Annotated in this window: 22 protein-coding genes; 5 read left to right on the top strand and 17 right to left on the bottom strand. The window is 59.1% G+C overall.

Annotated elements, in window-relative coordinates; all coding sequences use genetic code 11:
* Positions 1–7: 7 nt before the first annotated feature.
* From A9O65_RS06620 to A9O65_RS06610, 3 genes are all read right to left on the bottom strand, one after another.
* Positions 8–310: a winged helix-turn-helix domain-containing protein gene (locus A9O65_RS06620; protein ID WP_064701715.1), complete on the bottom strand. Its 303-nt coding sequence runs from the start codon at positions 308–310 to the stop codon at positions 8–10.
* Between the two features lie 33 nt (positions 311–343).
* Positions 344–1,645, bottom strand: a complete 1,302-nt coding sequence (gene bioA, locus A9O65_RS06615; RefSeq protein WP_064701714.1) for an adenosylmethionine--8-amino-7-oxononanoate transaminase — start codon at positions 1,643–1,645, stop codon at positions 344–346.
* A 102-nt stretch (positions 1,646–1,747) separates the two neighbouring features.
* On the bottom strand, positions 1,748–2,212 hold the full coding sequence (locus tag A9O65_RS06610; RefSeq protein WP_064698681.1) for an Lrp/AsnC family transcriptional regulator: 465 nt from the start codon (positions 2,210–2,212) through the stop codon (positions 1,748–1,750).
* 119 nt (positions 2,213–2,331) lie between these two features.
* Between A9O65_RS06610 and A9O65_RS06605 the strand changes: the two genes are divergently transcribed.
* Entirely contained in the window at positions 2,332–3,288 is a 957-nt protein-coding gene (locus A9O65_RS06605; protein ID WP_064698680.1) for a nucleoside recognition domain-containing protein, read from the top strand.
* Positions 3,289–3,403: 115 nt separating this feature from the next.
* On the opposite strand, the gene A9O65_RS06600 is transcribed toward A9O65_RS06605, so the two are convergent.
* The 5 genes from A9O65_RS06600 to A9O65_RS06580 form a co-directional block, all read right to left on the bottom strand.
* On the bottom strand, positions 3,404–3,706 hold the full coding sequence (locus A9O65_RS06600) for a hypothetical protein (RefSeq protein WP_064698679.1): 303 nt from the start codon (positions 3,704–3,706) through the stop codon (positions 3,404–3,406).
* A gap of 238 nt (positions 3,707–3,944) precedes the next feature.
* Positions 3,945–4,271 carry a hypothetical protein gene (locus tag A9O65_RS06595; RefSeq protein ID WP_064701713.1) on the bottom strand — a complete coding sequence of 109 codons (327 nt, stop codon included), beginning with the start codon at positions 4,269–4,271 and terminating at the stop codon, positions 3,945–3,947.
* Positions 4,272–4,431: 160 nt separating this feature from the next.
* On the bottom strand, positions 4,432–5,100 hold the full coding sequence (locus A9O65_RS06590) for a dihydrofolate reductase family protein (protein WP_064701712.1): 669 nt from the start codon (positions 5,098–5,100) through the stop codon (positions 4,432–4,434).
* Between the two features lie 240 nt (positions 5,101–5,340).
* Positions 5,341–5,787, bottom strand: a complete 447-nt coding sequence (locus tag A9O65_RS06585) for a DUF2501 domain-containing protein (RefSeq protein WP_064701711.1) — start codon at positions 5,785–5,787, stop codon at positions 5,341–5,343.
* Between the two features lie 308 nt (positions 5,788–6,095).
* Complete coding sequence (locus tag A9O65_RS06580; protein ID WP_064701710.1) at positions 6,096–6,962, bottom strand: alpha/beta hydrolase; 867 nt, start codon at positions 6,960–6,962, stop codon at positions 6,096–6,098.
* Positions 6,963–7,761: 799 nt separating this feature from the next.
* Here A9O65_RS06580 and A9O65_RS06575 point away from each other — a divergent pair.
* Positions 7,762–7,980 carry a hypothetical protein gene (locus A9O65_RS06575; RefSeq protein ID WP_064701709.1) on the top strand — a complete coding sequence of 73 codons (219 nt, stop codon included), beginning with the start codon at positions 7,762–7,764 and terminating at the stop codon, positions 7,978–7,980.
* A 5-nt stretch (positions 7,981–7,985) separates the two neighbouring features.
* The gene (locus A9O65_RS17340; RefSeq protein ID WP_175473457.1) at positions 7,986–8,141 is read left to right on the top strand and encodes a hypothetical protein; all 156 of its coding nucleotides are present in this window, start codon (positions 7,986–7,988) and stop codon (positions 8,139–8,141) included.
* A 588-nt stretch (positions 8,142–8,729) separates the two neighbouring features.
* On the opposite strand, the gene A9O65_RS06565 is transcribed toward A9O65_RS17340, so the two are convergent.
* Both A9O65_RS06565 and A9O65_RS06560 read right to left on the bottom strand, forming a co-directional pair.
* The gene (locus tag A9O65_RS06565) at positions 8,730–9,794 is read right to left on the bottom strand and encodes a helix-hairpin-helix domain-containing protein (protein WP_064701707.1); all 1,065 of its coding nucleotides are present in this window, start codon (positions 9,792–9,794) and stop codon (positions 8,730–8,732) included.
* A gap of 295 nt (positions 9,795–10,089) precedes the next feature.
* Positions 10,090–11,331, bottom strand: coding sequence for a Hint domain-containing protein (locus A9O65_RS06560; RefSeq protein WP_064701706.1), 1,242 nt, complete (start codon positions 11,329–11,331; stop codon positions 10,090–10,092).
* A 609-nt stretch (positions 11,332–11,940) separates the two neighbouring features.
* On the opposite strand from A9O65_RS06560, the gene A9O65_RS06555 reads away from it, so the two are divergent.
* Positions 11,941–12,201, top strand: coding sequence for a hypothetical protein (locus tag A9O65_RS06555; RefSeq protein WP_064701705.1), 261 nt, complete (start codon positions 11,941–11,943; stop codon positions 12,199–12,201).
* 612 nt (positions 12,202–12,813) lie between these two features.
* A complete protein-coding gene (locus A9O65_RS06550; protein ID WP_064701704.1) occupies positions 12,814–13,281 on the top strand; it encodes a hypothetical protein in 468 nt (155 codons plus the stop codon).
* Positions 13,282–13,335: 54 nt separating this feature from the next.
* On the opposite strand, the gene A9O65_RS06545 is transcribed toward A9O65_RS06550, so the two are convergent.
* The 7 genes from A9O65_RS06545 to A9O65_RS06515 all read right to left on the bottom strand — a co-directional run bounded on the left by A9O65_RS06545 (position 13,336) and on the right by A9O65_RS06515 (position 25,317).
* Entirely contained in the window at positions 13,336–13,755 is a 420-nt protein-coding gene (locus tag A9O65_RS06545; protein ID WP_064701703.1) for a hypothetical protein, read from the bottom strand.
* Positions 13,752–15,185, bottom strand: a complete 1,434-nt coding sequence (locus tag A9O65_RS06540) for a phage head spike fiber domain-containing protein (RefSeq protein ID WP_064701702.1) — start codon at positions 15,183–15,185, stop codon at positions 13,752–13,754. Before A9O65_RS06540 ends, A9O65_RS06545 begins: the two co-directional genes overlap by 4 nt.
* On the bottom strand, positions 15,185–16,054 hold the full coding sequence (locus A9O65_RS06535) for a hypothetical protein (RefSeq protein WP_064701701.1): 870 nt from the start codon (positions 16,052–16,054) through the stop codon (positions 15,185–15,187). The genes A9O65_RS06540 and A9O65_RS06535 overlap by 1 nt, the downstream gene beginning before the upstream one ends.
* Before the next feature lie 2 nt (positions 16,055–16,056).
* Complete coding sequence (locus tag A9O65_RS06530) at positions 16,057–17,352, bottom strand: hypothetical protein (RefSeq protein ID WP_254783107.1); 1,296 nt, start codon at positions 17,350–17,352, stop codon at positions 16,057–16,059.
* Between the two features lie 146 nt (positions 17,353–17,498).
* Positions 17,499–24,323, bottom strand: a complete 6,825-nt coding sequence (locus A9O65_RS06525; protein ID WP_064701699.1) for a phage tail tape measure protein — start codon at positions 24,321–24,323, stop codon at positions 17,499–17,501.
* A 107-nt stretch (positions 24,324–24,430) separates the two neighbouring features.
* Positions 24,431–24,838, bottom strand: coding sequence for a DUF2511 domain-containing protein (locus A9O65_RS06520; protein WP_064701698.1), 408 nt, complete (start codon positions 24,836–24,838; stop codon positions 24,431–24,433).
* A gap of 104 nt (positions 24,839–24,942) precedes the next feature.
* Positions 24,943–25,317, bottom strand: a complete 375-nt coding sequence (locus A9O65_RS06515; RefSeq protein WP_064701697.1) for a hypothetical protein — start codon at positions 25,315–25,317, stop codon at positions 24,943–24,945.
* Between the last annotated feature and the right edge of the window lie 1,016 nt (positions 25,318–26,333).

Genomic DNA, 26,333 nt, shown 5'->3' with positions numbered 1-26,333 from the left:
CTGATGTTCAGGCCGGCGGGTAGCCGAGCGCCTCGCGCAGGCGTTCGGCATGGCGGGCGACCCAGTCGGGGTCGATGGGCCCCCAGTCGCGAATCACGTAGTGGCCGATGTTGTGACGCTCGCCGGGGACAGGCTCGAACTGGCAATGGATGTCCAGTTCGGCCAGTGCCGACAAGGTGTCCTGGGCGGTGCGTCGGGGCATGCCCGTGGCGGCGATGATCGCCGGTACGCTGTCGGTACCGGCGGCGACCAGGTGGGCTACATAGAGGCGACGATAGAAGCTCGACTGGGTCTTGCTGAGTGTGGCCATGGTGGTGCCGCGTTCGGTGAATGTCTCGCCATGCTACCGAAACCAGCCTTTCATCGCGCCGGTGATCTGGCGCATTTCCTCGGGGGAGGTGATGTAGGCGGGCATGGTGTACAGCCAGCGGCCGAAGGAACGCAGCCAGACACCCTGCTGCCTGGCGAAGTCCGCCGCGCCCTCGAGCGAGTCGGCGTCGTGAACCTCGATCGCCGCCGTGGCGCCCAGCACGCGAACATCGGCCACGGCTGGATGGGCGCGTAGCGCCGCGTCGTCCAGCAGTTCCGTGCGCAGTATGTCATTGAGGGTCGCGATATGCCCCAGGTAGTCGTCTTCCTCGAAGACCGCCAGACTCTCCAGGGCGACCCGGCAGGCCAGGGGATTGCCCATGAAGGTCGGGCCATGCATGAAGGCATGCAGCTCGCTGTCGCCGATGAAGGTGTCGTGCACGCGGTCGGTGGCCAAGGTGGCGGCGTGGCCGAGATAGCCGCCGGTCAGCCCTTTGGAAAGTACCATGATGTCCGGCGTGATATCGGCGTGCTCGGCGGCGAACATGCGTCCCGTGCGGCCGAAGCCGGTGGCGACCTCGTCGAGGATCAACAGGACATCGAATTCGTCGCAGAGCCGACGGGCCCCGCGCAGGTAGGCAGGCGAGGTCATGTTGAGACCGCCGGCCGCCTGCAGCAGCGGCTCCATGAGCAGAGCGGCGATCTCGTGATGATGCGCTTCCAGCACCGCGCGCAGGGCGTCGAGATCCGCCTGCACGGCATCCTCCTCGGCATCGAACGAGGCGGTGGGCGCCGGCGCGAAGTGATGCTTCGGCAGAAAGCCAGCGAACAGCGAGTGCATGCCTTCCTCGGGGTCGCAGACCGCCATGCAGCCAGCGGTGTCACCATGGTAGGCCTTCATCAGGGACAGCATGCGATGCTTGTCGGGCTGGCCGCGCAGGTACTGGTACTGCACGGCCATCTTCATGGCGACCTCCATGCCCACCGAGCCACTGTCCGAATAGAAGACGTGGTTGAGCCCTTCCGGGGTAATGCGCACCAGTTCCCGTGCCAGCCGATCGGCGGGTTCATGGGTCAGCCCGCCTAGCATCACGTGGCACAGTTCATCGGCCTGTTGCTGGATGGCGCGCACCAGTCGGGGATGGCGATAGCCATGGATCATGCACCACCAGGAGCAGGTGGCATCCAGCAACGACTCGCCGCTTTCCAGGGTGAAGCGCGGCCCCTCGCCGCCGACCACCTTGGGGGCGGGGGACTGGCTCTTGAGATGGGCATAGGGATGCCAGACGGGGGAGGGATTCCTGGTGGAAGTGGGATTCCGGGGGGAAGCGCTCATCGGGTCTCCGGGCAGCCATGCGAATGTGCTTTGCACTCTACATGTAAACCCATATTTTTTTAAGAGTTGACATGCTGGCGGCCTGGTACCGATCGAATGGGGTCAGTCGGCAATCAGGGCGGCAGTGTCGAACTTGTTGCGCTTGCGAGAGAGAAGGGTGCGGAACTTGCGCATGTTGTCGTCGGCATAGAGGACGCTGTCGCAGAAGCGATCGTAGGCATCCATGTCGGGGACCACGACGATCAGCACGAAGTCGCACTCCCCGGTGACCTGGTAGCACTGCTTGACCTCCGGGGCAGCGATGGCTCGCTGAAGGAAGCGCTGGTAGAGAGGCTTGTGGTCCCGTTCCATCGTGACTTCCACCACCATGTGCAGGCAGGGCTTCATGGCCTCGGGGCTCAAAAGCGCGACCTGGCGCTCTATGATGCCGCTTTCCCGCAATCGCTTGACGCGTTTCAGGCAGGCCGAGGGCGAGAGTCCCACCTCGTCGGCCAGTGTCTGGTTGGTGAGGTCGGCATCGCGTTGCAGGCGGTCGAGAATGCGGCGATCGAGATTATCCAATGACATAATATGCGAAAAACAAGAGATAATTCGACATAATATATGTCGTAAATGCCGTATTTAAAAGAAGATTCTGCACGCTGCGGGCTAGGATGGTCCCTGTTCATTCTGGCATGGAGCCCGTCATGTATGTCCGTCGTTGTGCCAGTGTCGGCTGGCAGCTCTTGCGTGATGCGTTTTTCGTCTATGTGACCCTGCTCAAGGTACTGATACCGGCATTGCTGGTCGTCAAGGGCCTGGAGTGGCTCGGTGCCATCGAGTGGCTCGGCGAGATGTTGTCCCCGCTGATGGGTTGGCTGGGGTTGCCCGACGCCATGGGCGTGGTGTGGGCGGCGACTCTCCTGACCAATATCTTCACGGGGCTCGTGGTGTTCTTCGAGGTCGCCGGCGACATGTCGCTGAGCGTGGCACAGGTCACGGTGCTCGGCGCTCTGATGCTGGTAGGTCACTCCCTGCCCGTCGAGGGCGCTGTGGCCAAGCGTGCCGGCGTGCCCTGGTGGGTCACCATGGTGCTGCGCCTGGGAGGTGCCCTGATGCTGGGTGGCATTCTGCACTGGGTCTATGCCATGGGCGGGCTACTTCAGGAAACCGCCGAGATCGCCTGGCGTCCGGCGCCGCTACCTGAGGGAGCCTTGGCCTGGGGCATGGCGCAGTTGCGCACCCTCTCGATGATCTACCCGATCATCCTCGGCCTGATGGTGCTGCTGGCGGTGCTACGGCATCTGGGGCTCGAGCGGTTGATTCATCTCGCTCTGGCGCCCCTGCTGCGTGTGCTTGGCATTGGCCGGTCGGCGGCCAATATCACCGTGATCGGTTTCACGCTGGGGCTGAGTTACGGGGCGGGCCTGCTGATTCGCGATGTCGATGCCGGCGGCATGACCCGACGCGACAGTTTCCTGGCGCTCTGCTTCCTGGGACTCTGCCATAGCGTCATCGAGGATACCTTGTTGATCCTGCTGCTGGGGGCAGACCTGACCGGCGTGTTGTGGGCGCGATGGCTCTTCGCCTGCCTGATCATTGCCATACTGTCCCGGTGGCCTGATGGCTGGCGCCCAGAGCGATGGAAAAGAGCGTGCGCTTGATCGAGCGACGCTTGGCGCTGCCGGCATGGAGGAAGAGGTCCCCGGGACGGGACGTGCCTGTCATCTAACGTAGCGCGTCACCTTTGCCCGGGGAAGCCTTGCGGGCGGCCATTTTTTAGCTGGTGGCTTCGTGGGCCGGAGCCAGGGGATCGCCTGTCACTGCGATATCGGTCGTGTGTTGCTGTTTTGCCTGCAGCTTGAGGCGGGCCTTGGTCATGGCGGCGCTGCTGCCTTCGGCCACGAGATCGGAGGAGACATCTGCCACTGGCGCATGACCTTGGATCTTCTGGTCTTCTGTCTGGCTGGCAGTGGACAGCGGCTCGTTCAATTGCTTGGTGAGCGCTGGTGCCTGGCCGGCCTGGGCGGCGAGCGGAAGAGCGGCGATCAACAGTGCTGAGAACATCGGCTTGAATTTCATGGTGTATCTCCTGTGTTTCGGCGTGTCTCGAGAGGCCTTCCTCTCAATAATTAGTATGCTAATAGATTTCTTAGGCCGAACAAAAGAGACATAAAATCCATATACGATTCGATATTTTCGAAAAATATAGGGGCGCCAACCTCAGGATCGAGATGGATGGCGCCGAGGTCAGGCTGGCGGAGAGGGGAGCACCCAAGAGCGCGTGCGACTAGGTGGGGCGTCATCCCGCGGACGGTTCTCAGTCATCCCAGCGGTCTTCCCAGTCGTCGTGTCGGTCCTCCCACTCGTCGTGCCTGTCTTCCCAGCGTTCACGGAGTCGTTCGCGACGCTCTTGCGCTCGTTCGCGGGCTTCTTCGCGACGCTCGCGTTCACGTTCCCAGCGTTCTTCCTCCCATTCCCTGCGACGTTCCCAGCGATCCTCGTCATCGTCTCTGTCATATCCGCGCTCATAGCGGCCGTCGTCGATGATGATGGCGGGTACCGAGCCGATACGTGCTGGCTGATAGGCACAACCCGTCAGGATGGACAGGGCGATGACGGTAGGCAGCAGGAAGATGGGACGCATGATCACTCCAATCGGGGTAGACCCGATGGATACTAGCAAGACATCGGAGCTTTGCCCTGTGGCGTGATGGCGACACCCGGTGGCAACAAGATGACAACGTGGCGAGGGCGTCGTGCGCCCATGGGCAGCGAGAGCGTCGCTCGGTAGTGCACGATGTCAGCTAGCCCTCTCGCTGCAGCTTCTCGCGTCGTGCGACTTCCGCCGGCGTGGGAGGATCCATGGCATGGTCCTCGGTTTTCACCGCACCGTCGCGCTCATATCGCGAGATCACGATCCCGTTGGGGGAGACACGGTTGGCGGTCAGCTTGAAGGCCGTCGCCCGTGCGCCATCGTTAAACAGTTTCTTGCCGCTTCCGAGCACGATCGGGAAAGTGAACATGTTGAGCTCGTCGACGAGATCGTTGGCGAGCAACGTTCGAATCAAGTCGGTACTGCCCTGCGTGACCAGTGCCGGTCCGTCTTCCTGCTTCAGCCTGGCGACATCCAGCGCCGCATCACGCAGGGCCACCGAGCCCTTCCAGGTCAGGTTCAGGCCCTTTCGGGTTGCTACGTACTTGGTGGTCGAATTGAACGCCTTGGCCACGGAATCGTCCGGGCCTCCCTCCGCGTATGGCCAGTGTGCCGCAAAGATCTCGTAGGTCTTACGGCCGAGCAGAAGGTCGAAGGGCTGATCGAACAGCCTGTCGACCTCTTCACCGAAGACCTCGTCTATCAACGGCATGACCCAGCCGCCGTAGTGGAATCCACCGGTCGGGTCTTCCTGAGGCCCGCCGGGCGCCTGCATGACGCCATCCAGTGACACGAAGGCGCCGACAATGACGTTTCTCATGGGCTCGTTCCTCTGGTTTGTCTTCTCGTATCCAGTCGTCGAACGAGACATCGCCAGATCGACAACAATTCCGCCCTGGTGGTGTTCGGCATCATGGCTGCTGTGTTGGGTATCGATATCAACCGCGTTGGCAAAAAGCCACTGGTGGCCAAGGAGGGAATCACGGCTCGTGCATGGATGCGATCAAGACACGACGGGTGGGTAAGTGATGCCCCGCCTGTAACGGGGCACCTTGGAAAGCTATCCTCCGGCAAAGGACATGGCTTGGTCAGCCACCATGCCGCAGGCTTTTTCACCGACCTGGTCACCAAGTGAGGCTAAATTGAACGATTGCTTGTCTCCTTGAAGGACGCCACCTAAACCTTGCTGGTAGTCGCTATCATCTGTGGGTTCAGATGAAACGCCGAGTTGCTCCATTACCTGATTTTTTGCGACATCGGCGGTGCTACCAAGATAACCGTTCTCTTGGCAGTAGCTGATCACGCCTGTCAGGTTGGTCAAGCTTGCAGGGTTGAAAGAGCCGCTCGATAGGGAGCTCAACAGGCTTGTTCCCCCTTCACCCCCACCGCCAGACATCATGTCAGTGGCCTTGTCTTTCATGCTGTCAAGAGACTGAGCGTGAGTTTGCCCAATAGACATGAGGCCGAATAGCCCAGCAATGGTGAGGGTCTTCAATCGAGTTTTCATATAGTCGTCTCCATACGAATAAAGAGTGGCCACCGAAACGGGAAGCCATAGGCAGCCACTTCTGTGACCAGCCACCTGTAACAGTGTTCCTGGCTTTTCTCTTGTATTGGTGAGCACCTCATTCTGACCACGTAGTTTCAACACAGTCCTGAGCAGGGCGCTTAACCCATGCGGTGGATCGGCAGGAAGAGCGCTGATTGCCCAAAAGATGGGGTTCGAAGAGGTTGCTCTACTGATGCCTGAAGTACCTGCCTGGGCACCATGCCTTAGTCTGCCCTTGCACAGGACGCCGTATAAGCCATAGTTCCTTATTCAGGCAGTGTGCCGAGAGGACGTCTGGCAAAGCGGAATACATACTCCATAGCTTCAGGCAGAGTGTCTTCCCAAACACTCCATTCATGATCGCCGTCAACGATGCGCAGCTCCACTTGATTTGGTTGGTGCTCTCTGAGAATCTGATACAGCTCAGTGGCATGGTAAGCAATATCGAAGGTGTCATGGTCTCCGGAGTTAATGTAAAGTGGCACGATCTCCTCTCCATCCATATAGTCGTCGATATAGGACGTGTAGTTGAGATCTTTCCATAACTCCTTGGAGAAATTGCTCTCTTCATCTAGGTAGGCAGGGTGGCGCCAGGCAGACGAATGTTCCGGGGGAAGGGGAGTGTAAACGGCCGGACTTAAGGCAGCGCCTGCAGCAAACATCTCAGGGTGCTGAAAGACGAAGTTGATAGTACCGTATCCGCCTGCTGAAAGCCCACCGATGACACGTCCTTTCCGATCGTTGATGACTGGCCAGGTGGCTTCAACATGTGGAAGGAGGTCGTTGATAAAGGCTGTAGCGGCGGGTTCGTTATTTCCATCGACCCACCAGCTTTGGCTGCCGGGCATTACGATGAGAGCCGGAGGGATTTTCCCTTGTTCTATCAAGGTATCTGCGGTTTCTTGAAGTGAACCCTTGGAAGCCCAGTCATTCTCATTGCCGAAAGAGCCATGGAGAAGGTACATGACAGGGTAGCGCTTGTCGCTTTCGTCAAAACCATCCGGCGTGTAGAGAGTGTAGGGGTAAGAGGCGCCTAGCGTCTCCGAGTCAAACTCATAGTGGGCAATCTCACTAGCATCTACACCGGTAGATACCAAGCCGATCGCAAGCATAGCCTTGGTCGTATATCGCATTGCTGAACTCCTTGTGGTTGTTGTGGTTCATCGAACTCGCTGCCTCATCCCCTTTACGTTGGAGAGGCGCCAAGAAGGCGAAGGCTAGTCGTAACACTTTGTCGAACCTAGCCCTATGGGTACATGCGATCAAGAACAGTAATGCTAGTAGATGCATGATCCTTGGCTTGTTGCTCCCCATCTTGCCGGGCCCTTCCGGCGGTATGCACTGGGCCGAGGGGGTGGGCAGCCGCGGAATTCGACATTTTCAGCGTTTCAAGGTCGTCAGCAGCACCTGACGAGGACTCAAGATGGACCTGGCGATTCCGCGGCGGCTTGTTGCAGCGATCTCAATCTGGATGCGTTGGCCGAGTTGCTCGTATGGGGGAGGGCGCTGCTGCTTTGCCATGGTAATGGACGGCTTTTGGCGTGAGACAACTGGCGAATCGTGAGACAGCGGGACGGGGAGGGGGCTGATTGGGAATGGGGGAGCCGAGTGCGGTTCTACCGTTGAGCTATAACCCGGTGTCTGCCCACAGCGATAGGCGGCTGAAAAATAAGGGTATTATGGTGCGGATGGGGAGACTTGAACTCCCACGCCCGAAGGCACCAGAACCTAAATCCCGGATCGCGATCATAGATCGAGCGATCGACCTTTAAAATCAACAGGATATGCGCCGGGCGCAATTCGGCAATGTGACTGATAGGGGTTCCTCGTACACACTAGCGGATACCCTGATGGTTGCTGTGTCACAATCGAGGGCAAACGAGTATCACGCGCTATGCTGGGCATAGCAGGTGGTATTCACAGGAGGGCGCCATGACCATCGACACCACGATTGACCAGTACCGCGAGACCAAGGGGAAGATGCAGTCGATCATTGACCACCACATGTCCGCCGCGTTTGAAGAGATCCACCAGAAATTTGGCGCGACGCCTACGTACGTGGAGTTGCGGGTCGAAGAGTCGCAGATGGCTGCTGAGAAATATCCGAATGGCGTCTATGCCGGGTGCTGGGTCGATCTCGGCGGGGAGTGATCACTATGCCCACCCAGCCCCGCACATACCCACCCCGCACCCTGACACCCGAGCAGATCGTCGAGCGGCTCCGGCAGCGGCCATATGATCGGGCAGCCCGGGAGGCCGCCGACCTGATCGAGGAGATGCTGGCAGAGAAGGGCAGGGCAACGCACCACTGATATGCCCATCAACAAGAGCTATGGCCCCGAGTACGCGAAATGGCGCCGACGCTTCGAGCGTAAAGGCTGGATCGCGAGGCGCTGGCCGACAACTGGCCGTGATGCAGTGCTATGCTGAACACAGCAGGCTGGTTTTACGGGAAGAGGTAGCGGGATGCTTGGTGTGCCATGCACCATGGCGGCTGGTATTTCATTTCTTCAATACAGGTGAAGCCCGTGCAAGATATAGAACGCCTTGAAGTCGGCATGACCACTGAGATCGGTACACATCAGATACAGAATCCAGTGGTGGGTAAAGAATACGTGCGGGGGTTCGACTCAAACACTTGGCTTCTATTCAATGAGGACCCGGCCGAGGACCGCCCAGTTGTTGTTCGCATTGACCGCATCGAGAACGAAGTGTGTTACTGCACGGTCACAAGAAAGCTGAGTTGATGTGCAGCGTGACGCGACATGCCGTCCCTGGCGGCGACGCCCATCCTTGGGCGCCGCATGCTGTAGGCGTCACATCCCGAGCATAGCCCGCCATTGGCGGGCTGCTGTGCGACATGGTCGTCCTGTCATGTAGGAGATCGCAGACTCAGAAGTTTACAGGCTGCACACCAGGCCACTGGCTTCAATATCCTCAACCCTCGACGGTCCAATGCCGCTCACCCGGGTCAGCCCGTCGACGCTCTCGTAAGGGCGCGCATCGATGACACTCTCAGCCCTCGACGGCCCAATGTGCGGCAGCTCATCCAGACGGCTTACCGTCGCGTCGTTGATGTTGATGCACTCACTGCCGACGCTCTCTCTGCCGCTGCTAGCCCCTTCCATCGCGATGAATTCAGGCTCGGCATTCCCGACGGTAACGTAGATCGGAGCGTGGTCCGAAACGATGTCGCGTGCCTGTGCATGGGTCAGGCCCAGCAGCTCAGGGAATCGGACAATTCCGTCGCCGGTGACATTGAGCACGGCGGCGTCATGCCAGAGGTTGTCGTAGAGGTTCGAGTACTGCCCATCTGTCGTGCTCAAGGTCGTCGCCCCTGAGGTGATCGCCGGTACCGCGCCCTGGTCGCGCAGCATCTGCCAGGCCTCGTGATCAGGTGCCAGGTTGTAGTCGCCGGCAATCAGACGCGGTGTGTCCGGGTAGACCTCGCTCATCCAATCCCAGATCTCGGCCAGTTGCCGGATCTCGGGCGTGCGGTCCGCCCGGCTGTCGCCATAGACGATGTGTACCGCGGCCAGAGCCACTGCCTGCCCCGTCTCCTTGTCTGCAAACTCGGCTAGGTACGGCTCCCTCGCGAATTCGTCACCAGGGTCCATGTAGACCACTGCCCCTTTCGTGTACTCGACCGCGCTCTCACGCCAGAGATAGCTGTAGCTCTCCTGGTACGAGGAACGCCCCACCTCATGAGACGTCATCGAACTCCACTGCTCTCCCGTCAGGGACTCAAGCTCGCCCTCGAGCTGTACCACCGCCGCTTCGTCCATCACCTCAGTCAAGGCCCAGAGATCGGCGCCTTGGACAATGTGAGCAACAAGGTCAATTCTCTTGCCATTATCCCAACCCAGGTGCTTGAGGTTCCACGTGCCGATCGTCATGTCTGCCGCGGCTGTCGCCGGTATGCCCAGAGCGAAGGCTATCGCCGTAGCGATAATTCCCTTTGTCATTGCTTCCTCATCGGTGGTTGATGGCGCGGCCATATTATCGGGGAGTCAAGTAGGTATCGAGGGCCTAGTCTTGGTCTGCAGCGTTAGTGCCGCCGCCCCATGCACTCATCGAGTGTCACGTCATCAGGCGGGGCTAGTTGTACAGCGGGGGGGGCGAACGGAGGGACTATAGCCCGAGCGACTGGGCTGTTGAGGGCTCGCGCATCTGCATGCTCGAGCGCCAATAAAGGCAGCAAGCTCGTTTATCGATGTTCTACAGCAGCTTCAATTGCTCACTGAGCGGACCTTCTACTTTTCAAGCGTTCTTGACCGCAGTATCTGAGATACCCAGACGCTGGCGAATTGTCATTGGCAGCAGGCGACGAGTGGAAATGCGCTGGCGAGGCATCTCGGCTACGCGAGTCTCGTTGCCGTAGAGATCAAGGTACTCGGCATAGTTGTCGAACGACTGGCGCGTCAGATAGTCCACGTAGGTTTCGGCCTCGGCGCCATTAGCCAGGATCACTTCATGGTTTTCGGTCTCAATATGGTAGTAGACTCCATCCTTAGGTAGCTCATGGGGCGAGACATAAGTGATCGAGCCTTGGTTGACCAACACGCCGGCATTGACGACCAAGCCATCGATGATCATGCCATGATCGGCTGTCACCACCAGATCGCGGTTAGGCTTACCAGGTGCCAAAGCACCTTCTCTGATACGCACCGGCAGCTTGTTGAGCGCAGCGACACGCTTGCCCGCACGCTGCAAACCAATCCACTTGACCGGTATCATCTTTCCTCTGGCCGTCAGCACCAGGTCACCGATCTTCAGTGTCTCCACTGCTACCTCGCCTTCCGACGTGGCAATCATAGTACCCGCCGCGAAGCACTGTAATGTGTTGGTGAAGGTGAAGGTACCACCATTAAGAAAGGTACTGAGATCCCAATTCTCGTACTCCTCCTGGGTTATCCCCTTAGCCATCTTGATATGGGCAATAGTCACGGGCCTGGTCATGCCATAGGCATCGTCGCCATCACTCAGTGTCAGCACCCCGTTGGTGCTATCGTAGCTATACATCTGCCAGGCATCTCCATTGCCCAGGTGCAGCTGATCACCGGTCGACATGCCGTCCACATTGAAGATGTTCAGTGAATCCACATCCTCCTCAGCGATGGGTTCAATGTAGGTGAAGTCCCCTTGGCCGCTGCCATCAAAGTTAACGTTGAGAGTCGGCGCGGAGTAGTCTCTGAGCGTGGCAGCGGAAGCGTTGAAAGTTATGGCGCTTGAGTCCTCGATGTTGAAAGTTACGTTGTTGTTGTCGTACAGGAGTGGCGAACTGGCCGGCTCCAGGCCGATCGTCAGGTTGCCATCATTGGCCGCCGTGAAAGTGGGGGGTGTTCCCTCGAAGCTGCCAATCTCAGCGTCAACAGTAACCCCGTCAACAACTAAGTGGTGGTCGCCCAAGCTGGTGATACTGAGCGTATTCGTCTGATCCGCATTCTCTTGCGAAATAGTTGTTGTGCCGGGGGCACTAAGATCGAGTTCGAGATGAGCCATGATTCCATTCTCCTGTTGTGATGCTCGGATTCATAGAACAACCGTAGCATTGACGTCGTAATCATGTTCGGCGACACAACTCCGTCAAGTTTTCGCTCGGACATGGGGTGGTATCTCACTCATCACATGCCTGCACCCCAGGCAACGTTTTCAAGGATACTACGGGTCGATGACCACTCCCGGCCGCCTAGCATGGGCTCAAGCGTAGTTCACGGTAACAAAGCGGCCGGGCGTTCACTCCTCTTCCCGCGAGGCACTACCTCACTTCGCTATGCCTCCCCAGAAATTGTCGTCCTCCACTGCAGCTTGAACGGGCTCCAAGTATCCTGAACCATAGCCCACTCGCCATTGATCCGTTGCCAGACCCGGAGAAACGACCGTCACTCCCCAGCCGCCCTGATGCGAGGCTCGGTGTAAAACCACCATGCGAGTGGCGGCCGCTCTACCCCCAACCGTTCCGGTGCGTGTACGTGATCGTACCACCCAGCCAGCGGCAGGCTCAGGCAACCCGAGGCGGCGGGAGATCTCCGGTGGCTGTAAGTAGATAGCGAATCGTCCGCACATGTCCGTAGAATAGGCCGAACAGCAAATGAGCGACAGCGAGGGGACATGCAAGAATATATAAAGCAAATCACCGAAAAGGTTGGCAACCTCAACATAATCGCCATAACCGTTCTGGCACTATTCATCATTTCATTTTGCGTAATCACAGGGATTTCATTAGCGGGCATCTCTACATTCGGGCTACTACTTGTAGCGATTAGTGCCTTGCATTACACCAAACATCAGGCACAGGAGTGGAGAAGAAGGGAAGCTTACCACTTGGCCACCTCTTTAGATGAAGAATTAAAAGAATCACTAAAAAAATAATCCAAACCATCCGCTTTGCTCATCGAATAGACATCCACCCTCAAAGGGTTCTAAACGAATCAGATGAAGAATTCCAAAATCTTGCTCTATCAGATCTTCAAAAAATACAAGCAATGCTATCTAAAATAAGAACGATAAATGATTTTCTAAAATCTATCAACGAAGACAACTTAGATGATCTAGAAAACGTTATTGAAAGGTCATAAAATTTTTTAGCCTATCACTACTCACATAGAGCGGAACCGCATGAATTGAGAAAAATTATAGATAATATCAACGAAAATCACTTAAGAGAATTAAAAATTAAATGCAAATTATACTGCAATGACATTAGCGAAATTCAAATAAAGCTTGTGCGCGATCTCTTCGAGTTAAAGAGAAGACCCATAAGAAAGACTGTATATTAAGTGTGACGCGTCGCCCTCCCTGGGCGCCGCATGCTGTTGGCGTCACACCCAGAGCATAACCCGCTCAACACGGTCTGCCGTAAGATATAGTGGTAAAACTGTGTAAGTGATCGGACATTCAGGCAAGTTCTGACCGCACGTCATGCAGCCACCATAACGGCACCATCTTAAAATCACCACACATTGCAAGCTAAAGGAGACATTGATGCGCATGAAGGTCGGGCCCACATACGACAATATAAGAAAGGACTTATTAATATGCCATCAAAACAGGGCATGGGAGGTTATAAAGCACTCAATCACCATTGAAACTGCAATCCTTGCAGGGTGGTACTACCTGCTTTTCGAGAAAGACCAGACACTCCTTTCAATATTGATAAATGTATTCGCCATAGCAACAAGCTTATTTCTACTAAGAGCCTTAAAAAGGTATAACGAATTAATGAACATGGCCGACAACGCCATTAAAGACGGAGAACTCACAATATACAAACCAGAAGACAGCGGAAACAAAGATAAGGATGAAGGAAGAACAGAAAAAAAGCTTAAAAGCTTGATAGGGAAAAATGGCACGGAGATAACAGAGCGACTAATGATATTTTTAGTGATCGCAAATATAACCCTATTGCTGATAGGAATAACAGTTGGGGTGGGCAGGATAATCTGTTTATAGACTACTCTCCGGGACATAGCCCGCATAATGCGGACTATCTATCAAGGACTCCCATCACGCCCCCGCAATGATACCGAACCGATCCGGGGGCGTGTACATGATCGTGCTGCCCTCACCGTCGGGCATGTCGCGCGGGCTGCGGTCGTAGACACTGTCATACGTGGCCAGCAGATCGGGATCATTGAAGACTAGATCATAGACCGCGTCGGCCGTACCTTTGCCCTCGAACGGGGCCTCGGCCAACACCACGACGCCGGGCGTACTGCGCCACTGATCGGCTTCGGCATCGCGCAGGCGGGCATAGGCCATCACGGCATCACCGTTCATGACCGCCGGGGTCCGGGCAAAGCCCGTCACCCTGGGCGGCTGCGTCAGGCTGCCGTCATCGTCTCGCTCGAGCAGCTCTGGGTGATTGGTGTCGAGATACGCCACCAGCGCCGGGAAATCGGCGACGTGCAAAATGGCATCTATCATGCAGTCATCTCCTCCGCCTGGCTCTGGGTGAGCACGATCGGATACATCGTGACATCGCCGACCGTGCCATTGATGTTGTTGTTATTGCCCGACACGCCCCCGACCCGCAGCGTATCGATCACGGGAAACTCGTTAACGCTCCGCGACACCGTGACGCCATTGAGGGTGAGCCGGACCGTATTGTTCGGGGGATCCACCGACAGCAACAGCCGGGCGCTATCCCCGGGGGTGAAGTCGGGGAAATCGCTCAACGGGATGACGGCCTGCAGCGAGCTGCCTGTGCTGACAAACAGCACATTGTCACTGTTCGAGGGCAGCCCCACGCGGATCGAGTTATCCAGACCACTGGAGTACAGATAGATCACCGTGCCGGTAGCTGACGTCTGCCGGCCTTCGGCATAGACGCTGAACCCGTTCGGGTTGTACTCATTCCCCAAGGTCCGCGTGATGGTGTCGGCCGCACGAGTGACGGTGGTGTCCTGAGTGATGATGGGCGAGGATGGCGAATCCCCGTCCTCGATGTTGGCATGCCAGACATAGAATTTCGCATTGCCACCCACGTGAATCCGAAACCCCGATTCAACCGTCGAGGTGATGCTACCCACATCGAGATATTGCCAATCGTCTGTCAGCTCGAATTGTTCGAATTCATCGATGCCATCCCCTAGTGCCCGGAACCGGGTGTCGATGACACTCGGTCCGTCGGGGTGTTTCTTGAGGTAGATTGCCCCGGAGACATCACCGGCCGGCACGCTCTGTCCCACGATGTAGAACGTGTCCGCAGACGTCGAGATGCTGACAGACGTTGAGCCCTCAACCAGGCACCCCGTCAGCGATCCATCCGGCGCCGTGGTGGCATTAGGGGTCTTGGTCACATTGTTCTGAGTAACCGAGAAATTGTTTACGTAGTCAGTGCTGTCGAGAAAGTAGTTCGTTCGGCTGGGTTCAACCAAGGCCCCCTTCGACACCCCGTGTTTCCACTGCCGGGCGAGGGTATCCGCCAGCCGCTCATGAATCGTCCGGTTCGGCCGCTCCACCCATTTGGTGCCGGAGCGACTGATGGTCATGAGGTCGGACGGCACCGTGGTGTCGGTGCGCTCGCCCCCTTCATCCAGTTGGTACCGTCCACGGGCGAACGAAAATTTCAGGGTCGCGAGCTGATCGTAATGGGCGTGGATGTTGCTCTTCAGCGCGCCAGCATAGGCCTCGACATAGCCCCGGGCCTCCTCGGCACGCTCAGCATCCTCGGCCGCGCCGTCGATCTTGGCGGCGTACTGGTAGACATATTCCGCCATGGCAACCGTGCCCTTGAGAGCGGGTAGAAAACGCTCACGGTGGCCGCCATTGGCCAATCCGGTTTCAGGAGACGCATCATCAGTAATCGTGATGCCGGAGCCACCGAGGCGTGTCGGGAATGTCACTGATGCCATTAGAGGATCTCCTTGAGGCTGATACTGTTCGAGTAGTTGGCGAAGTAGGGATGCTCGAGCGGATCGACGGAGACCTGGCGCCCGATGAACGTGGTAGCAAATGAGGACTGGTCCGGCTCCGTGCTCTCGGCATAGAGCACCTCGCCATGCAGCCCCTGCTTGCGCTGCAATGCGAGCGACCGACGGAACCCCTCCTCTTGAGAGAGATGCTTGAGCGTGAAGGTGACGGTACGTTTCGGTGTCTTGGGATCGGCATATTCGGTCATGCCGGGGTCGCCGGCTGTCTCGAACTCGGTGCCGATGTCGTAGCCGTAGGCGATGCCATAGGCGGCGTTGTACTCCGGCTGCCAGGTATCGGAGATCAGGCAGCGACCGAGGGACACATAGCCATCAGGGTTGCTCGGATCATTGATCTCGACGTGAATGCGTCGGGCGATCTGCGTGTCGCCCAGGAACCACGTGGCCAAAGCCGTGAAATCGCTGCGTTCGTCATCGTCAATGATGCCGGTCCAGAAATTGTCGAACTCCCACTCCAGCTCGGCAGTGGCATACACCGCCGGCCACACCTGCCCCCAGCCGCTATCCCAGGCCAGGTCCGTGCCAGCCGCATCGAAATACACGCGCACCCGCCACTCGGCGGTGGCGCTGATGTTGTGCTTGGCCAGTGCCACCACGCCAATGGCACGGGACTGGGGCAGTGTGACGACGAACTGCGTGCTGGCGGGGTCGGTGTCGACGGTGCGGGCCTGGTCGGCCATCACCGGATTGAGTAACTGGTCCAGGGGCAGCTCGGTTTCCCAGCTCCCGCCGCTCAATGTGGCCGCGTCAATGTGGTTCGGCCAACACAGCGTGACCCAGCGATTCTTCATCGTTACCCCCATAGGTCGAGCGTCAGGCGGTTTTTCTCGGCATTGATCGTCCGGTTCACCACCAACAGGTCACGCCCGGTGGCATAGCCCAGGCGTGGTGTGACGACACGTACGGTGTCGCCGATGGCAACGGATACCGTGTCCAACACACGGGCCTCAACGCTCAGTGAGTCACGGCGGGGAGAGAGCAGCGTGAGCACATCCGTGGCGGCCTGTTGCCCGGCGCTGCGCGAGGCGAGCCGGCTCTCGACGGTGATCTCGGCGGCGAGCGGATGCCGAGTGCGCACCGCACTGTCCGACGCCTCGGCCGAGCGATGCTGAGTGGCCAGCCGGGCGCGCCGGGCGTCGGATACCGAGCCAGAGAGATCTGTCTGTGTCGTCTCGATGCGGTCGCAATGCCACGTCACGCGGTGGACCGGCAGGCCATTGCTACCCGCGCCGGTTGCGGAGCGACTGATCGAGAGGATCTGGTGGTCGCGGAGCGAGAGCACCGGCGTACCGGGCTCGGCGAGCAGGCCGGCCTGCACCGTGTTGCTGCTGTCGATGCGCCACCAGCCCCCCACCGAGGTCACGATCTGGTCGAGCAGTGCGGCGGTCGTCGTCTCGCTTGTCACCCACAGCCGGATGGCGCCACGGGCATTGAGGGCGGACACATCCCCTACCGACACCCCGGCCTCGGTGGCGATCTGGTCGAGCACGTCGCCGGCATCGGTCAGCGGTGCCTCGGCATCGCAGGTGATCTGCCCCTCCGGGCTCGAGCCCAGGCGCATGTAGCCCTGGTACGCTCGGAACTCGCCGGCGGCCGGCTCTGTGCTCTCCAGGTCCGACAATGAGGCATAAGCACCGCCATCGGTGAGGGAGTGGCCTTTGTCGTACACCGCCGAGACCGTGCAGTCCTGGTCGCTGACCTGGTAGATCAGCTTGGCGCTGTTGACGAGCGTCGGCGACGCGTTGCGCACCTGGCCGTAGACGCGCGGCTTGAGCGTACCGGCGATGTCATCGCCCGTGCCCTCGAGGCCATCCGGCAGGACGTTATCGCCGGCATAGCGATTGCCGGGATGGGTCTGCTGCAGCAACTCGACGGGATCACGCAGGCGCACCGAGACGCGCCGTCCGTCGAACGCCACACGTGCCACCGTACCAACCAGCACCTCAGTGACGTTGCCGGCATCGGCATATAGCAGCCGCGCCTCCCGACCATCGGTCGCGTAGTCGGCCAGCCAGTTGAGCCCGCCATCAGCATTGATCAGTTCGGTTTTCCCGTAGCCCGACCGGCTGGCGTCGATGAGGTCCCCCACAAAAAGCCCGGCTTTGTACAGGCCGGGCTGTTGGATGCGGGGAATCCATCGATGCGCCCCGGGGTCGTGATACTCGCCTGTGGCGAACCGTAACGTGACGGGCTGATCGGACGGATCAAGCGCCTCGATGCTGAGCAACCACACACTCATCGGGAGGCCTCCACCAGTTGCGACTCGGACGATATGCGCTCGAGGGCCTCGTTGCCGCGTTGCTGCTCTTCGATCTGGCGTTTCGCCGCCGCACCGCGCTGGCGGTTGGCCGCCCCCAGGTGCTCATTGCTTTCACCGAGGAGACGCTTGTTCTCGGCGCGCAGTGCGGCCACCTCGCGATAGAGGTCCTGCAGCGTCTCGACGATGTCGTTCTGCCCAAGCAACGGTAGCGCCGGGATCGGCGGCAGCTCGGCGCGGATACCCAGGCCACCATCGGGGCCACGATGCAGCGGCATAATGGCTTCGGGGTTCGCCTCGCCCATCACGCCCATGTTGAACAGGGTCGGCTCATCCACGACGGAGTTGGTGAAAACGCCGCCCTTGGCGAACGCGCTCAGCTCGAGAGAATCCGGGGAGAACTCGTGGCCGGCGACGATGTTTTCCCACGCGGTGAGCCGCCGATTGCGCAGCCGGTACGCCGCCATGTTGAGCACGAACTGTTTCGCATCCCGACTCATGTTGTCGTTGTTCTGGATGTTCTCGCGGATGCGCTCCCAGTCCTCCTGATCCATCCATGCCGTCGCCCCCTGCGCCTGGTTGCTATCCACGAAACCGGTCAGGTGCTCGATTTGGTTCTGGTTCAAGCTGTTACGAGCGTCGGCGATTTTCTCCTGATTCACCCCCATCTGCTCGATGAGCTTCTCGCCGGCGGCCTGGCGCGTGCTGTAGTACGCCATCTGCGCCATTTTCTGCTCGTGCTGACGCTCTTCCTGGGCGCGCTGTGCCTGTACCGCGTTCATCTGCTCGATAACGCCCGCGAGGTCGGAGACGCTGCTGTCCAGGGACACCAACTGGTTGGTGCTCGCGGTCATGTCGGTGACGAGATCGCCGAGTTTGCTGACCTGGTCGAGGGCTCTTTCCTCGATCGATTTTGTGTTGTCGCCGACTTCATCCGAGGAGTGCTTGAGCGCCTCCAACCGCGAGATCGTGCCGTCGCCGTTGACGTCCAACTTGTCGAAAATGCGCTTCAGCTGAGCATCAGATGCCATCCCGCTGAACTGCTTGCCGAACTCGTCGTAGTTGATGAGCCCGTCGAGCGACGTGTCGATCGAGTCGAACATCGGGGACAGTGCGCCGCCGATGCCGGACGCCAGGCCATCGAGCCGCGCGTTGGCGAGCTCCTGCGCCGTGATGATGCCGTCGGCATTGACGTCGGCCCGGTTGATCAACCGGTCGATCTGCGGTTTGCGTGCAATGCCGGACAGTGCCTCACGGATCTGCGCATGCGTGAGCTGCCGCGTGCGCGTCGCGTGCATCTGATTGCGCAGCACGGTTGCCAGCCGGGTGTCGCTCGGCATCTCCTGCACGACCACTGACTCGAACCCGCTGATGATGCCATCGGCGTTGAGGTCCATCCGGGCCATCATCGCCTTGAGCTGGGCATCGGTGGCCATGCCATCCAGGCCGGCCTGCAGCTCCTTGAACGTGAGTTTGCCGTCCAGGTTGGCATCGAGCTGATCGAACGAGGTATCGAGCGTGCTGATGACGCTGTCGGTCAGCTCGCTGATGCGCAGGCTGTTGAGCTCCTGGGCTGTGATGACTCCGTCAGCGTTCCGGTCGGCCTTGTTGATGAGCCGGTTGATGACCGCCTTGGACGCCACCGGGCTCAGGGCTTCGCGGACCTCGGCATACGACAGACTCTGGTTGCGACTGCGCTCCATCTGGTTACGCAGGACATTGGTCAGCCGAGCATCGGTGGGCATCTCGCTGATGATCACCGACTCGAGACCAGAGATGACACCGTCCATGTCGATGTCCATGGACTGCATCATGGCCCGCAGCTGCGCGTCGGTGGCGAGGCCATCGAGCCCCTTGCTGAGCTCATCGAATGTCAGCTTGCCGTCGAGGTTGGCGTCTAGCTCGTCGAAATACCCAGACAGCGATTGCGCGATGCCACCGGAGAGACCGCCGATGCGGGCACTGGTAATCTCTTGCGCGGACAGCAGGCCGTCGCCGTTCACGTCGATGCGATCGATCAGCTGATTGATGCGCTCATTCGACGCGATGGGCGACAGCGCCTGGCGCACCTGGTCAGCCGTCAACGCCTTGTTGCCGTTCGCCTCGAGCTGATTCTGCAACGCATTGGCCAACGTGGCATCGGTCGGCATGCTCTTGATGATCACCGATTCCAGCCCCGACATGACGCCGTCGCCGTTGAGATCCACGGCACGCATCACGGCATCGAGCTGGGCATCGGTGGCCTTGCCGTCCATGACGACCGCGAGCTGCTCGCGCGTGAGCACATCGCCGATGCCGCGGGTCAGGTCATCAAACGACCCGGCTAGTTGCTGGGCGATGTTGCTCGGCGTGTCGCTGCGCAGCACATCCGCGAGTTGCGATGTGATGCCGGCGGTCTGCTCGATCAACGCCTGCTTGATCTCGTCGGCGATGAACTGCTCGGCGGAGACCTGGTCGGGCAGGTTGCCGAGCTGGTTCTCGACACGCTCAATGATGCTCGCAGTCGCGCCGCCGCTGGCCGACCAGTTGCGCTGGGCGTCGATCAGCCTATCGGCGTACTGGGTGATGTTCTGCAGCGCCGTCCGGTCACCGCTCCGAGCCAACTGGAGCTGCTCGTTGAACGCACTGCGAGCCGCAGTGAGCTGTTCGCGAGGCGTGCCACCGCCCTGGTCGGTAGAGCGGAGCTGATCCAGCCAGCCGGAAATGTTGTCGAACGTGGAGCCGAGCGAATCCCGCGCGCTGGCCAATGCCTCAGCATAATCCCGACCAGCCTGCGCGGCTTCCTCCTGCGCCTTGGCCTCATCCTGCAGCGCCCAGAATCGCTCCTGGAACGGGCGCAGCGACTTATCGATGGTCTCGAGCTCACGCTCGCGCTGCAGCGCCAGAGCCTGCTCACTCTCGCCGGCTAGCTGGAGCAGGGAGATGCGCTGGTCGAATGACTGCTGGTCGAACGTCTCCCATGCTGATTTCACATCGCCTTTTAGCGAGGCGATCTGGTCGTCGAGCTTGGCCACCTCAGCGTTGACCAGTGCGCCCGAATCGGCGAGCCGATCGAAACTGTCGACGAGCTGCAGCAGCTGGGTGTAGTTGCGCTGACCGGCCTCGGTGTTGAGATCCTGGGCCTCGACGAGCTCGCGGAACCCATCGCGGGAGCGGGGCAGCGACATGCCCATCGCATTGAGCTGCTGGGTCACGTCAGAGCGCAGCTGGTTCAGCCGCTCTTCTTCGCTGTACAGCGTCTGATAGTAGTTCTGCTGAAGGCTCGACAGGTTCTGAACGCCACCCGCCATTTCGGCCAGCGAAGATGCCGCCTCATAGGCCGATGCCGTCGTGTCGTCGAAGCGCAGATCGAGGCGCTCGGCGGCGTCGCTGAGAAAGCTGAACGCCTGCCGGGCGGCGAGGCCCTTCTCGACAACCTGGTCGATGCTGCCATCGAGCCCCTGCAGGAACTCGGCGAATTCCGCGTCAAGCGCGCCGAATGCGTCTTCATAGCGCGAGGTCAGGCGATCGACGACCTCATCGGGGTGGCTGGTCTCACCGTAGTGCCCCTGGATGCCGTGACGGTTACTGGCGAGGACCGCGTCGCGCATGGCCGCCAGCTGCTCGGGCGTCTCCGCGAGAGACGCAACAGCGGTATCCAGTTTGGCGATGCTATCAACGAGCTGCTGAGCCTCGTCGATGTCCCAGAGATCCGCTACCTCGTGCGAGCCGTCGTCATTGAACCCGACAGCACCCAGGCCGCCCTGGGCGACAATGCCGTGATCCCATGCGTGCCCCTGGCTTGAGGCCCGGCGCTGCATCGAGATGTCGAGGTCGCTGCCGCCGGAACCGAACAGGGTATCTGCTATGGTGCCCAGCGCTGAGCCGACAGCAGTGCCGATACCCGGCAAAACGGCCGTGCCGATCGCCGTGCCGGCCATCTGGCCGTAATTCGAGTTGGCATGCTTATCGGAGATGGCACCGGCCACTTCTCCGCCGAGGTAGCTACCCGCGATGGCACCGCCTGCTGTATAGATCCCGGACAGCGCGTTCGAGGCAGCACCACTGTTGGCGAACGAGTTGAATCCAGCCTCCAGTCCGCCCTGGGTCTGTACCGCCAACTCAGCGCCAAACTGCCCAGCGTAGGTCGAACCAGCGCCCTGGAAGGCGTTCCAGGCATTGGTGAATACCTGGCCTCCTGTGTTGAGCATGTTGGAACCCACGGAGGCAAGCTGATCGAAACCTCCGCCCCCCGACTGACCACCGATAGCCGCCCCCTGACCACCAATGCCGATCTGGGCACCGATGGAGGTGGTGATCTGCCGCGTGGTGTAGGCGTGGATGACCTCGGCCAGCGTGTCCAGGGCCAGGTTCTTGAAGCTGTCGAACGCGCCTTCAGAGCCATCGAGGAACGACCGCCACATATCCACGGCGGCATCGTCCATGCGCTCGATGCCACGCTCGAACGCCGTGGCCATGGGATCGACAGAGTCCTCGACCTTCTCCATGGCCTTGCTACCATCGAGGCCATACGCCTCGGCCGCAGTGCCGGCATTGCGGTACTGGTTCTGCAACCGACGCAGCGACTCTTCGAGCCACTGGTTACTCTTACCCTCGCGCTCGGCGTACTGAGTCAGCAGCTGCTTCTGCTCGGCATACTCACGCTGGCTGGCCTGGACAGGGTAGAGCTCGTCCAGGAGAGAGCGGGCCGCTTTTGCCTGGCGCTCCAACTCTTTCGCGAGCTCGGACGAAGATTCGGCAGCGTCGTCGGATGCAATAGTGCTATGGGCAGCTTGTTCGATCACCTCCTGCAACGACTGACTGGCCTCGTCGCCACTTTTACTGACATCCTGAAAGCCCTCGGCAACCAGGCCAGAATCGTTATTCAGGTATCGGAGGCGGAAGGCTGTGTCGGAGATGTCGGTGCCAAGCTCGCCCAACTTTTCGCCCGCATAGTCAGCCAGCTCGCCGAGGTAATCCCGGGAGAAGTTCTCCTCGAATGCGGCCCGCACCTCGCTAGCAGCCCCTTTAAGTGGATCCGTAATTGCACTATTTACTGCTGCCTGAAAATTCGAGAAGGAGAAATCACCGGAAAAAATGGCCTGAATGTCTTGCCAGAGCCCCTTGGCCATGTTCAGCACATTATCAAATGCATTCTCGAAAGACGTGCGCACTGTCCGTGCAACAATGCCGAACGTGTCGCGGACCGTCAGGAAGTAGGCAATGACGCCATTCACTGTGTGCTGGGCTGCGCCGGCGATATTACCCATCAGCGCCTGGAAAGTGCTCCAGACATAGCTTGTGACCTGATCGACGGCCTGGCCGAACTCACCTGTTGCCTCGGATGCCGCGGCATACCCGTGTCCCACGAGGTTGCCGACCCGCTCGCTCGTTTCCTGCCATGATGCGCGCAACCAGTCCTGCACGCGGGCATCGGTATCGCCGAGCTCCACTGTCGCGTTGCGAGCCCCGTAGAGCGCGCCTGTCAGTGCGACAAGAGAGGTCGCAGCTACTACATAGGGATTAGCGCGGACTACCTTGTTCAGCGCCTTCTGCGCCGCATGGAACCCCCATGTGGCCGCTGTCGTGGTGACGTAGGCGCCGCCGAGCGCGCCGGTAGCCCCGGCTGCTGCTGAAAGGGCGCCGGCCATGGTCTGTAGATTGTTTGCCTGTTCATGCGTGAGGTTGTTGGCCTCAGCAAATTCCGGCAGCATCCCGTTGTAAACAGACAGCAAGCCGGATGCGGTGTCCGTCACCGACTGGAAGCCGCCGGAAAGGCCTGAATCACCAAGCTGAAGGACGGATTCACTCAGGGCGCTGTTGAAGGCGCGCATGGAACCGGAGAGGCCTGATCCTATGGTGAGCGCCATCTCACGTGCTGCGCCCTCAGAATTGTTCAGCTCTTCTGAGAAGCTCTGTACCCGCCCGGCACCATTCAGAAGAATCTGCGCAGCAGCGCCTGCTTCGGATCCAAAGATCTTGAAGGCGTCTGCTGTCGAGATATTGGCGTCACGTAGTGACTCAAGAACCGGGCCAAGGCCGTTGGCCTCAATATTCACGTCTTGCAACGAGACGCCATAACTGGCGAGTGCATCCCGGGCCTGCGGGGTGACGTTGGAGAGCTGCCGGAAGATACCTTGCAAGCCTGTGCCGGCCCGCTCTGCCTGAATGCCGGCATCGGAGAGCGTGCCGATCGCGGCAGCCGTCTCTTCGATGCTGACGCCGGCTGATGCTGCGAGCGGAGCAGCGGTGGAGAGCGCCTGGCCGAGCTGCGAGATACTGGTATTGGAGCCACCCGCTGTTGCGGCCAGCACGTCGTTCACACGGTTGAGCTGATCTACCTCAAGACGCATGCCGCCCAGGACGTTGGACGCAATATCGGCCGCCTGGGCCAAATTCATCTGGCCAGCGGTTGCAAGGTCCAAAATGCCCGGTGTGGCCGACAGAACCTCATTGACCTCAAAGCCTGCCTGGGCAAGAAAGCGTTGTGCCTGACCTGCTTGCTGGGCGCTGAATGCGCTGGTTGCGCCCAGAGTACGAGCCTGCTTTTCCAGGCTCTTCATCTGCTTCTCAGTGGCACTCGAGACAGCCTGGAGGCCTAGCATCGAATCTTCGAAGCGAGCTGATTCCGAGACAATGCGGGACACGCTGAACCCGCCTGCAGCTGCCACAGCGCCGCCAATGGCGGTTTTCAGCACCCCCATGCCTTGAGATACGCGCTCGCCAGCCTTCTCGGTACGCTCCAGGCTCTGCTCGAAGTCCTTCAGGCGCTTCTCGCCTGAGCGAGAATCAACAGTCAGCTCAAGGCGGGATTCAAAGGCCATGATTCCTCCGGGCACAAAAAAGGCCCGCCATTGGCGAGCCCATCAAAAAAAGCCCCGCTCAGTGGCGGGGCAGGGTGATTCTGTCAGGCCATTGGCCTTGGTTTATCTCAGCACTGACTCAGCGCGACATCGATCATCTTGCCGAGGCTGACCTTGGTGCCTGGTATGTCTGGGTTTTCGCGCCAGAGAGGATCAATCGCTGGATAGCCCCTTTGACTGGCCGCACCATTCAGCTGATAAGCAGTGCCGTCATGCGTGAACACAGCGGCATCCACTGGCTTGCAGTCCACCCGGCCACTATCCACCGTGAACGGCCAGTCGTTACCGTATTCCGACGCCGTCACCATGACCCCTGGCATTGACCCAGATTGGCTGTCTTGGCTTTGAGGCTCGCTTTGCTCGGTTGCCACATCGTTTTGAGCATCAGTATCGATCGCTCCGGTGAAGTATCCGAAAAGACCGATACCAACAAACAGTGCAACTAGAGCCAGAACCACTTGGGCCAGCTTGGGCATGAGACCCCCTCGCGAACATGACTTCCCTGGTAGCATAACCTTCGGCTGCGTGGCTGGCAAAGCGCGCTCATCAGCGGGATTGATAGATCTGATATTAATAGATGTTATTGTTCAATAATGTCGCCGCTGGCGTCATAGGAAGCCTCAACATCCACATTGATAACAACTTCTTGACCTTCAGCATGCACGAGATCAGGAGGGGTAACGGCCCTAAGTTGGCGTGCCTCGCCTGGCTCAAGCCCTCCCGGAATCTCATAGCTATAGCGGCTGTCCGCCCACGGGACTTCTCTCCCCGGCGTGGTTGCAACCATATACAGATCTACCTTTGAAACAGCTACATCATAGTTGTTGTGCAACTCAAAAGAGTAGATCCCAATGACCCCGCTGCCTGGGTCATATGTTACGTCGCCTACATCCACATCTGCAGAAGCAAGTCCTGTCATCACCAACATAGCTGGTAGCGCCGCCCACTTCTTCATTTAAAACCTCCGTCCCGGTTTTTCTGTTTATCTCTCAACCCGCCGCCTTATAGGGTCTAGAGGTACAGGGTGTTGCCCAACACCTCTAGCAAACCGTCTTCTGGATCTGGGGAGCCAGGCTTGCCGACTACCTGCACAACATGCATTCGGCTCAACAGAAAGCGAGGAAGCCTTAGCAAATTATATATCTGAGAGTGAATAAGCTTATCGCTCGACTTCACTTCCACCCAAGCTAGGCGGGAGTTATGGATAACCGCAATGTCAGGCCACCCCGATCTAGCGTTGTAAGGCGATGCAAGAAAAGACCGTAGCTCGCCTGCGTTATTTTCGACTTCATCAACAAGATGCCTGGCAATAGGAACCGAGGCTTTCTTCTTGCTTTCGACTGGCGGATACAGGCGGTTCATGGAGGCTGCGATTTCGTAAAACTTCGGCTTGTACATGCTCCGCAGGCATGCATATAGCCAATCCATATATTCAGGATCCCCGGCTTCCCTTCGAATCACTTCTAGCTGCGCAAATACATATAGCCCATGTCGCGGCCCATGGCGATGCTCGGAAACACGGGGCCAAAAAGAGGCATGTAGGCCGGAAAGGAGAGACGCTCCCTCATCAAACGCTGCTTGCGACACCCCTAAGTCATCAAGAGCCATGAGCACGGCTAGCTCTGGCCCCATCGGCTTGGGTGATGAGATCCGCATAAAAGGGATGCCCATTTGCTCGCACTGTGATTTCAGCGGCAGTAGGGCAAGAGCATCCTCGTACCCCGAATCCGTGATCTCGCCATCGCACGTTGCGCACCCTCGTCGGACAAGCCCATTTAAAGTGGTCTTTGTGCACCCACCAGTATGGCCATAGAGGCATAGCGACTTCAGTGCAGCCCTCATGTTCTTAGTTAAGCTGTCCGGCATACGCTTAGCCGCATATGCAGCCTCCCCACGCTATCGGTTTCCGCCAGCATAGCGAGGCGGCCAGGGGAGGGCAAAGGCCCTGGCCGCCCATGGGTCATCATCTAA

Source organism: Halomonas caseinilytica (genome assembly GCF_001662305.1).
Taxonomy (GTDB): domain Bacteria; phylum Pseudomonadota; class Gammaproteobacteria; order Pseudomonadales; family Halomonadaceae; genus Halomonas; species Halomonas caseinilytica.
Note: the sequence above shows the minus strand (reverse complement) of the source record. Positions and strands in the feature narration are given on the sequence as shown.

Coding starts and splice junctions, on each gene's coding strand:
- A9O65_RS06620 (WP_064701715.1), bottom strand. CDS start 310: ATGGCCACACTCAGCAAGACCCAGTCGAGCTTCTATCGTCGCCTCTAT.
- bioA (WP_064701714.1), bottom strand. CDS start 1,645: ATGAGCGCTTCCCCCCGGAATCCCACTTCCACCAGGAATCCCTCCCCC.
- A9O65_RS06610 (WP_064698681.1), bottom strand. CDS start 2,212: ATGTCATTGGATAATCTCGATCGCCGCATTCTCGACCGCCTGCAACGC.
- A9O65_RS06605 (WP_064698680.1), top strand. CDS start 2,332: ATGTATGTCCGTCGTTGTGCCAGTGTCGGCTGGCAGCTCTTGCGTGAT.
- A9O65_RS06600 (WP_064698679.1), bottom strand. CDS start 3,706: ATGAAATTCAAGCCGATGTTCTCAGCACTGTTGATCGCCGCTCTTCCG.
- A9O65_RS06595 (WP_064701713.1), bottom strand. CDS start 4,271: ATGCGTCCCATCTTCCTGCTGCCTACCGTCATCGCCCTGTCCATCCTG.
- A9O65_RS06590 (WP_064701712.1), bottom strand. CDS start 5,100: ATGAGAAACGTCATTGTCGGCGCCTTCGTGTCACTGGATGGCGTCATG.
- A9O65_RS06585 (WP_064701711.1), bottom strand. CDS start 5,787: ATGAAAACTCGATTGAAGACCCTCACCATTGCTGGGCTATTCGGCCTC.
- A9O65_RS06580 (WP_064701710.1), bottom strand. CDS start 6,962: ATGCGATATACGACCAAGGCTATGCTTGCGATCGGCTTGGTATCTACC.
- A9O65_RS06575 (WP_064701709.1), top strand. CDS start 7,762: ATGACCATCGACACCACGATTGACCAGTACCGCGAGACCAAGGGGAAG.
- A9O65_RS17340 (WP_175473457.1), top strand. CDS start 7,986: ATGCCCACCCAGCCCCGCACATACCCACCCCGCACCCTGACACCCGAG.
- A9O65_RS06565 (WP_064701707.1), bottom strand. CDS start 9,794: ATGACAAAGGGAATTATCGCTACGGCGATAGCCTTCGCTCTGGGCATA.
- A9O65_RS06560 (WP_064701706.1), bottom strand. CDS start 11,331: ATGGCTCATCTCGAACTCGATCTTAGTGCCCCCGGCACAACAACTATT.
- A9O65_RS06555 (WP_064701705.1), top strand. CDS start 11,941: ATGCAAGAATATATAAAGCAAATCACCGAAAAGGTTGGCAACCTCAAC.
- A9O65_RS06550 (WP_064701704.1), top strand. CDS start 12,814: ATGCGCATGAAGGTCGGGCCCACATACGACAATATAAGAAAGGACTTA.
- A9O65_RS06545 (WP_064701703.1), bottom strand. CDS start 13,755: ATGATAGATGCCATTTTGCACGTCGCCGATTTCCCGGCGCTGGTGGCG.
- A9O65_RS06540 (WP_064701702.1), bottom strand. CDS start 15,185: ATGGCATCAGTGACATTCCCGACACGCCTCGGTGGCTCCGGCATCACG.
- A9O65_RS06535 (WP_064701701.1), bottom strand. CDS start 16,054: ATGAAGAATCGCTGGGTCACGCTGTGTTGGCCGAACCACATTGACGCG.
- A9O65_RS06525 (WP_064701699.1), bottom strand. CDS start 24,323: ATGGCCTTTGAATCCCGCCTTGAGCTGACTGTTGATTCTCGCTCAGGC.
- A9O65_RS06520 (WP_064701698.1), bottom strand. CDS start 24,838: ATGCCCAAGCTGGCCCAAGTGGTTCTGGCTCTAGTTGCACTGTTTGTT.
- A9O65_RS06515 (WP_064701697.1), bottom strand. CDS start 25,317: ATGAAGAAGTGGGCGGCGCTACCAGCTATGTTGGTGATGACAGGACTT.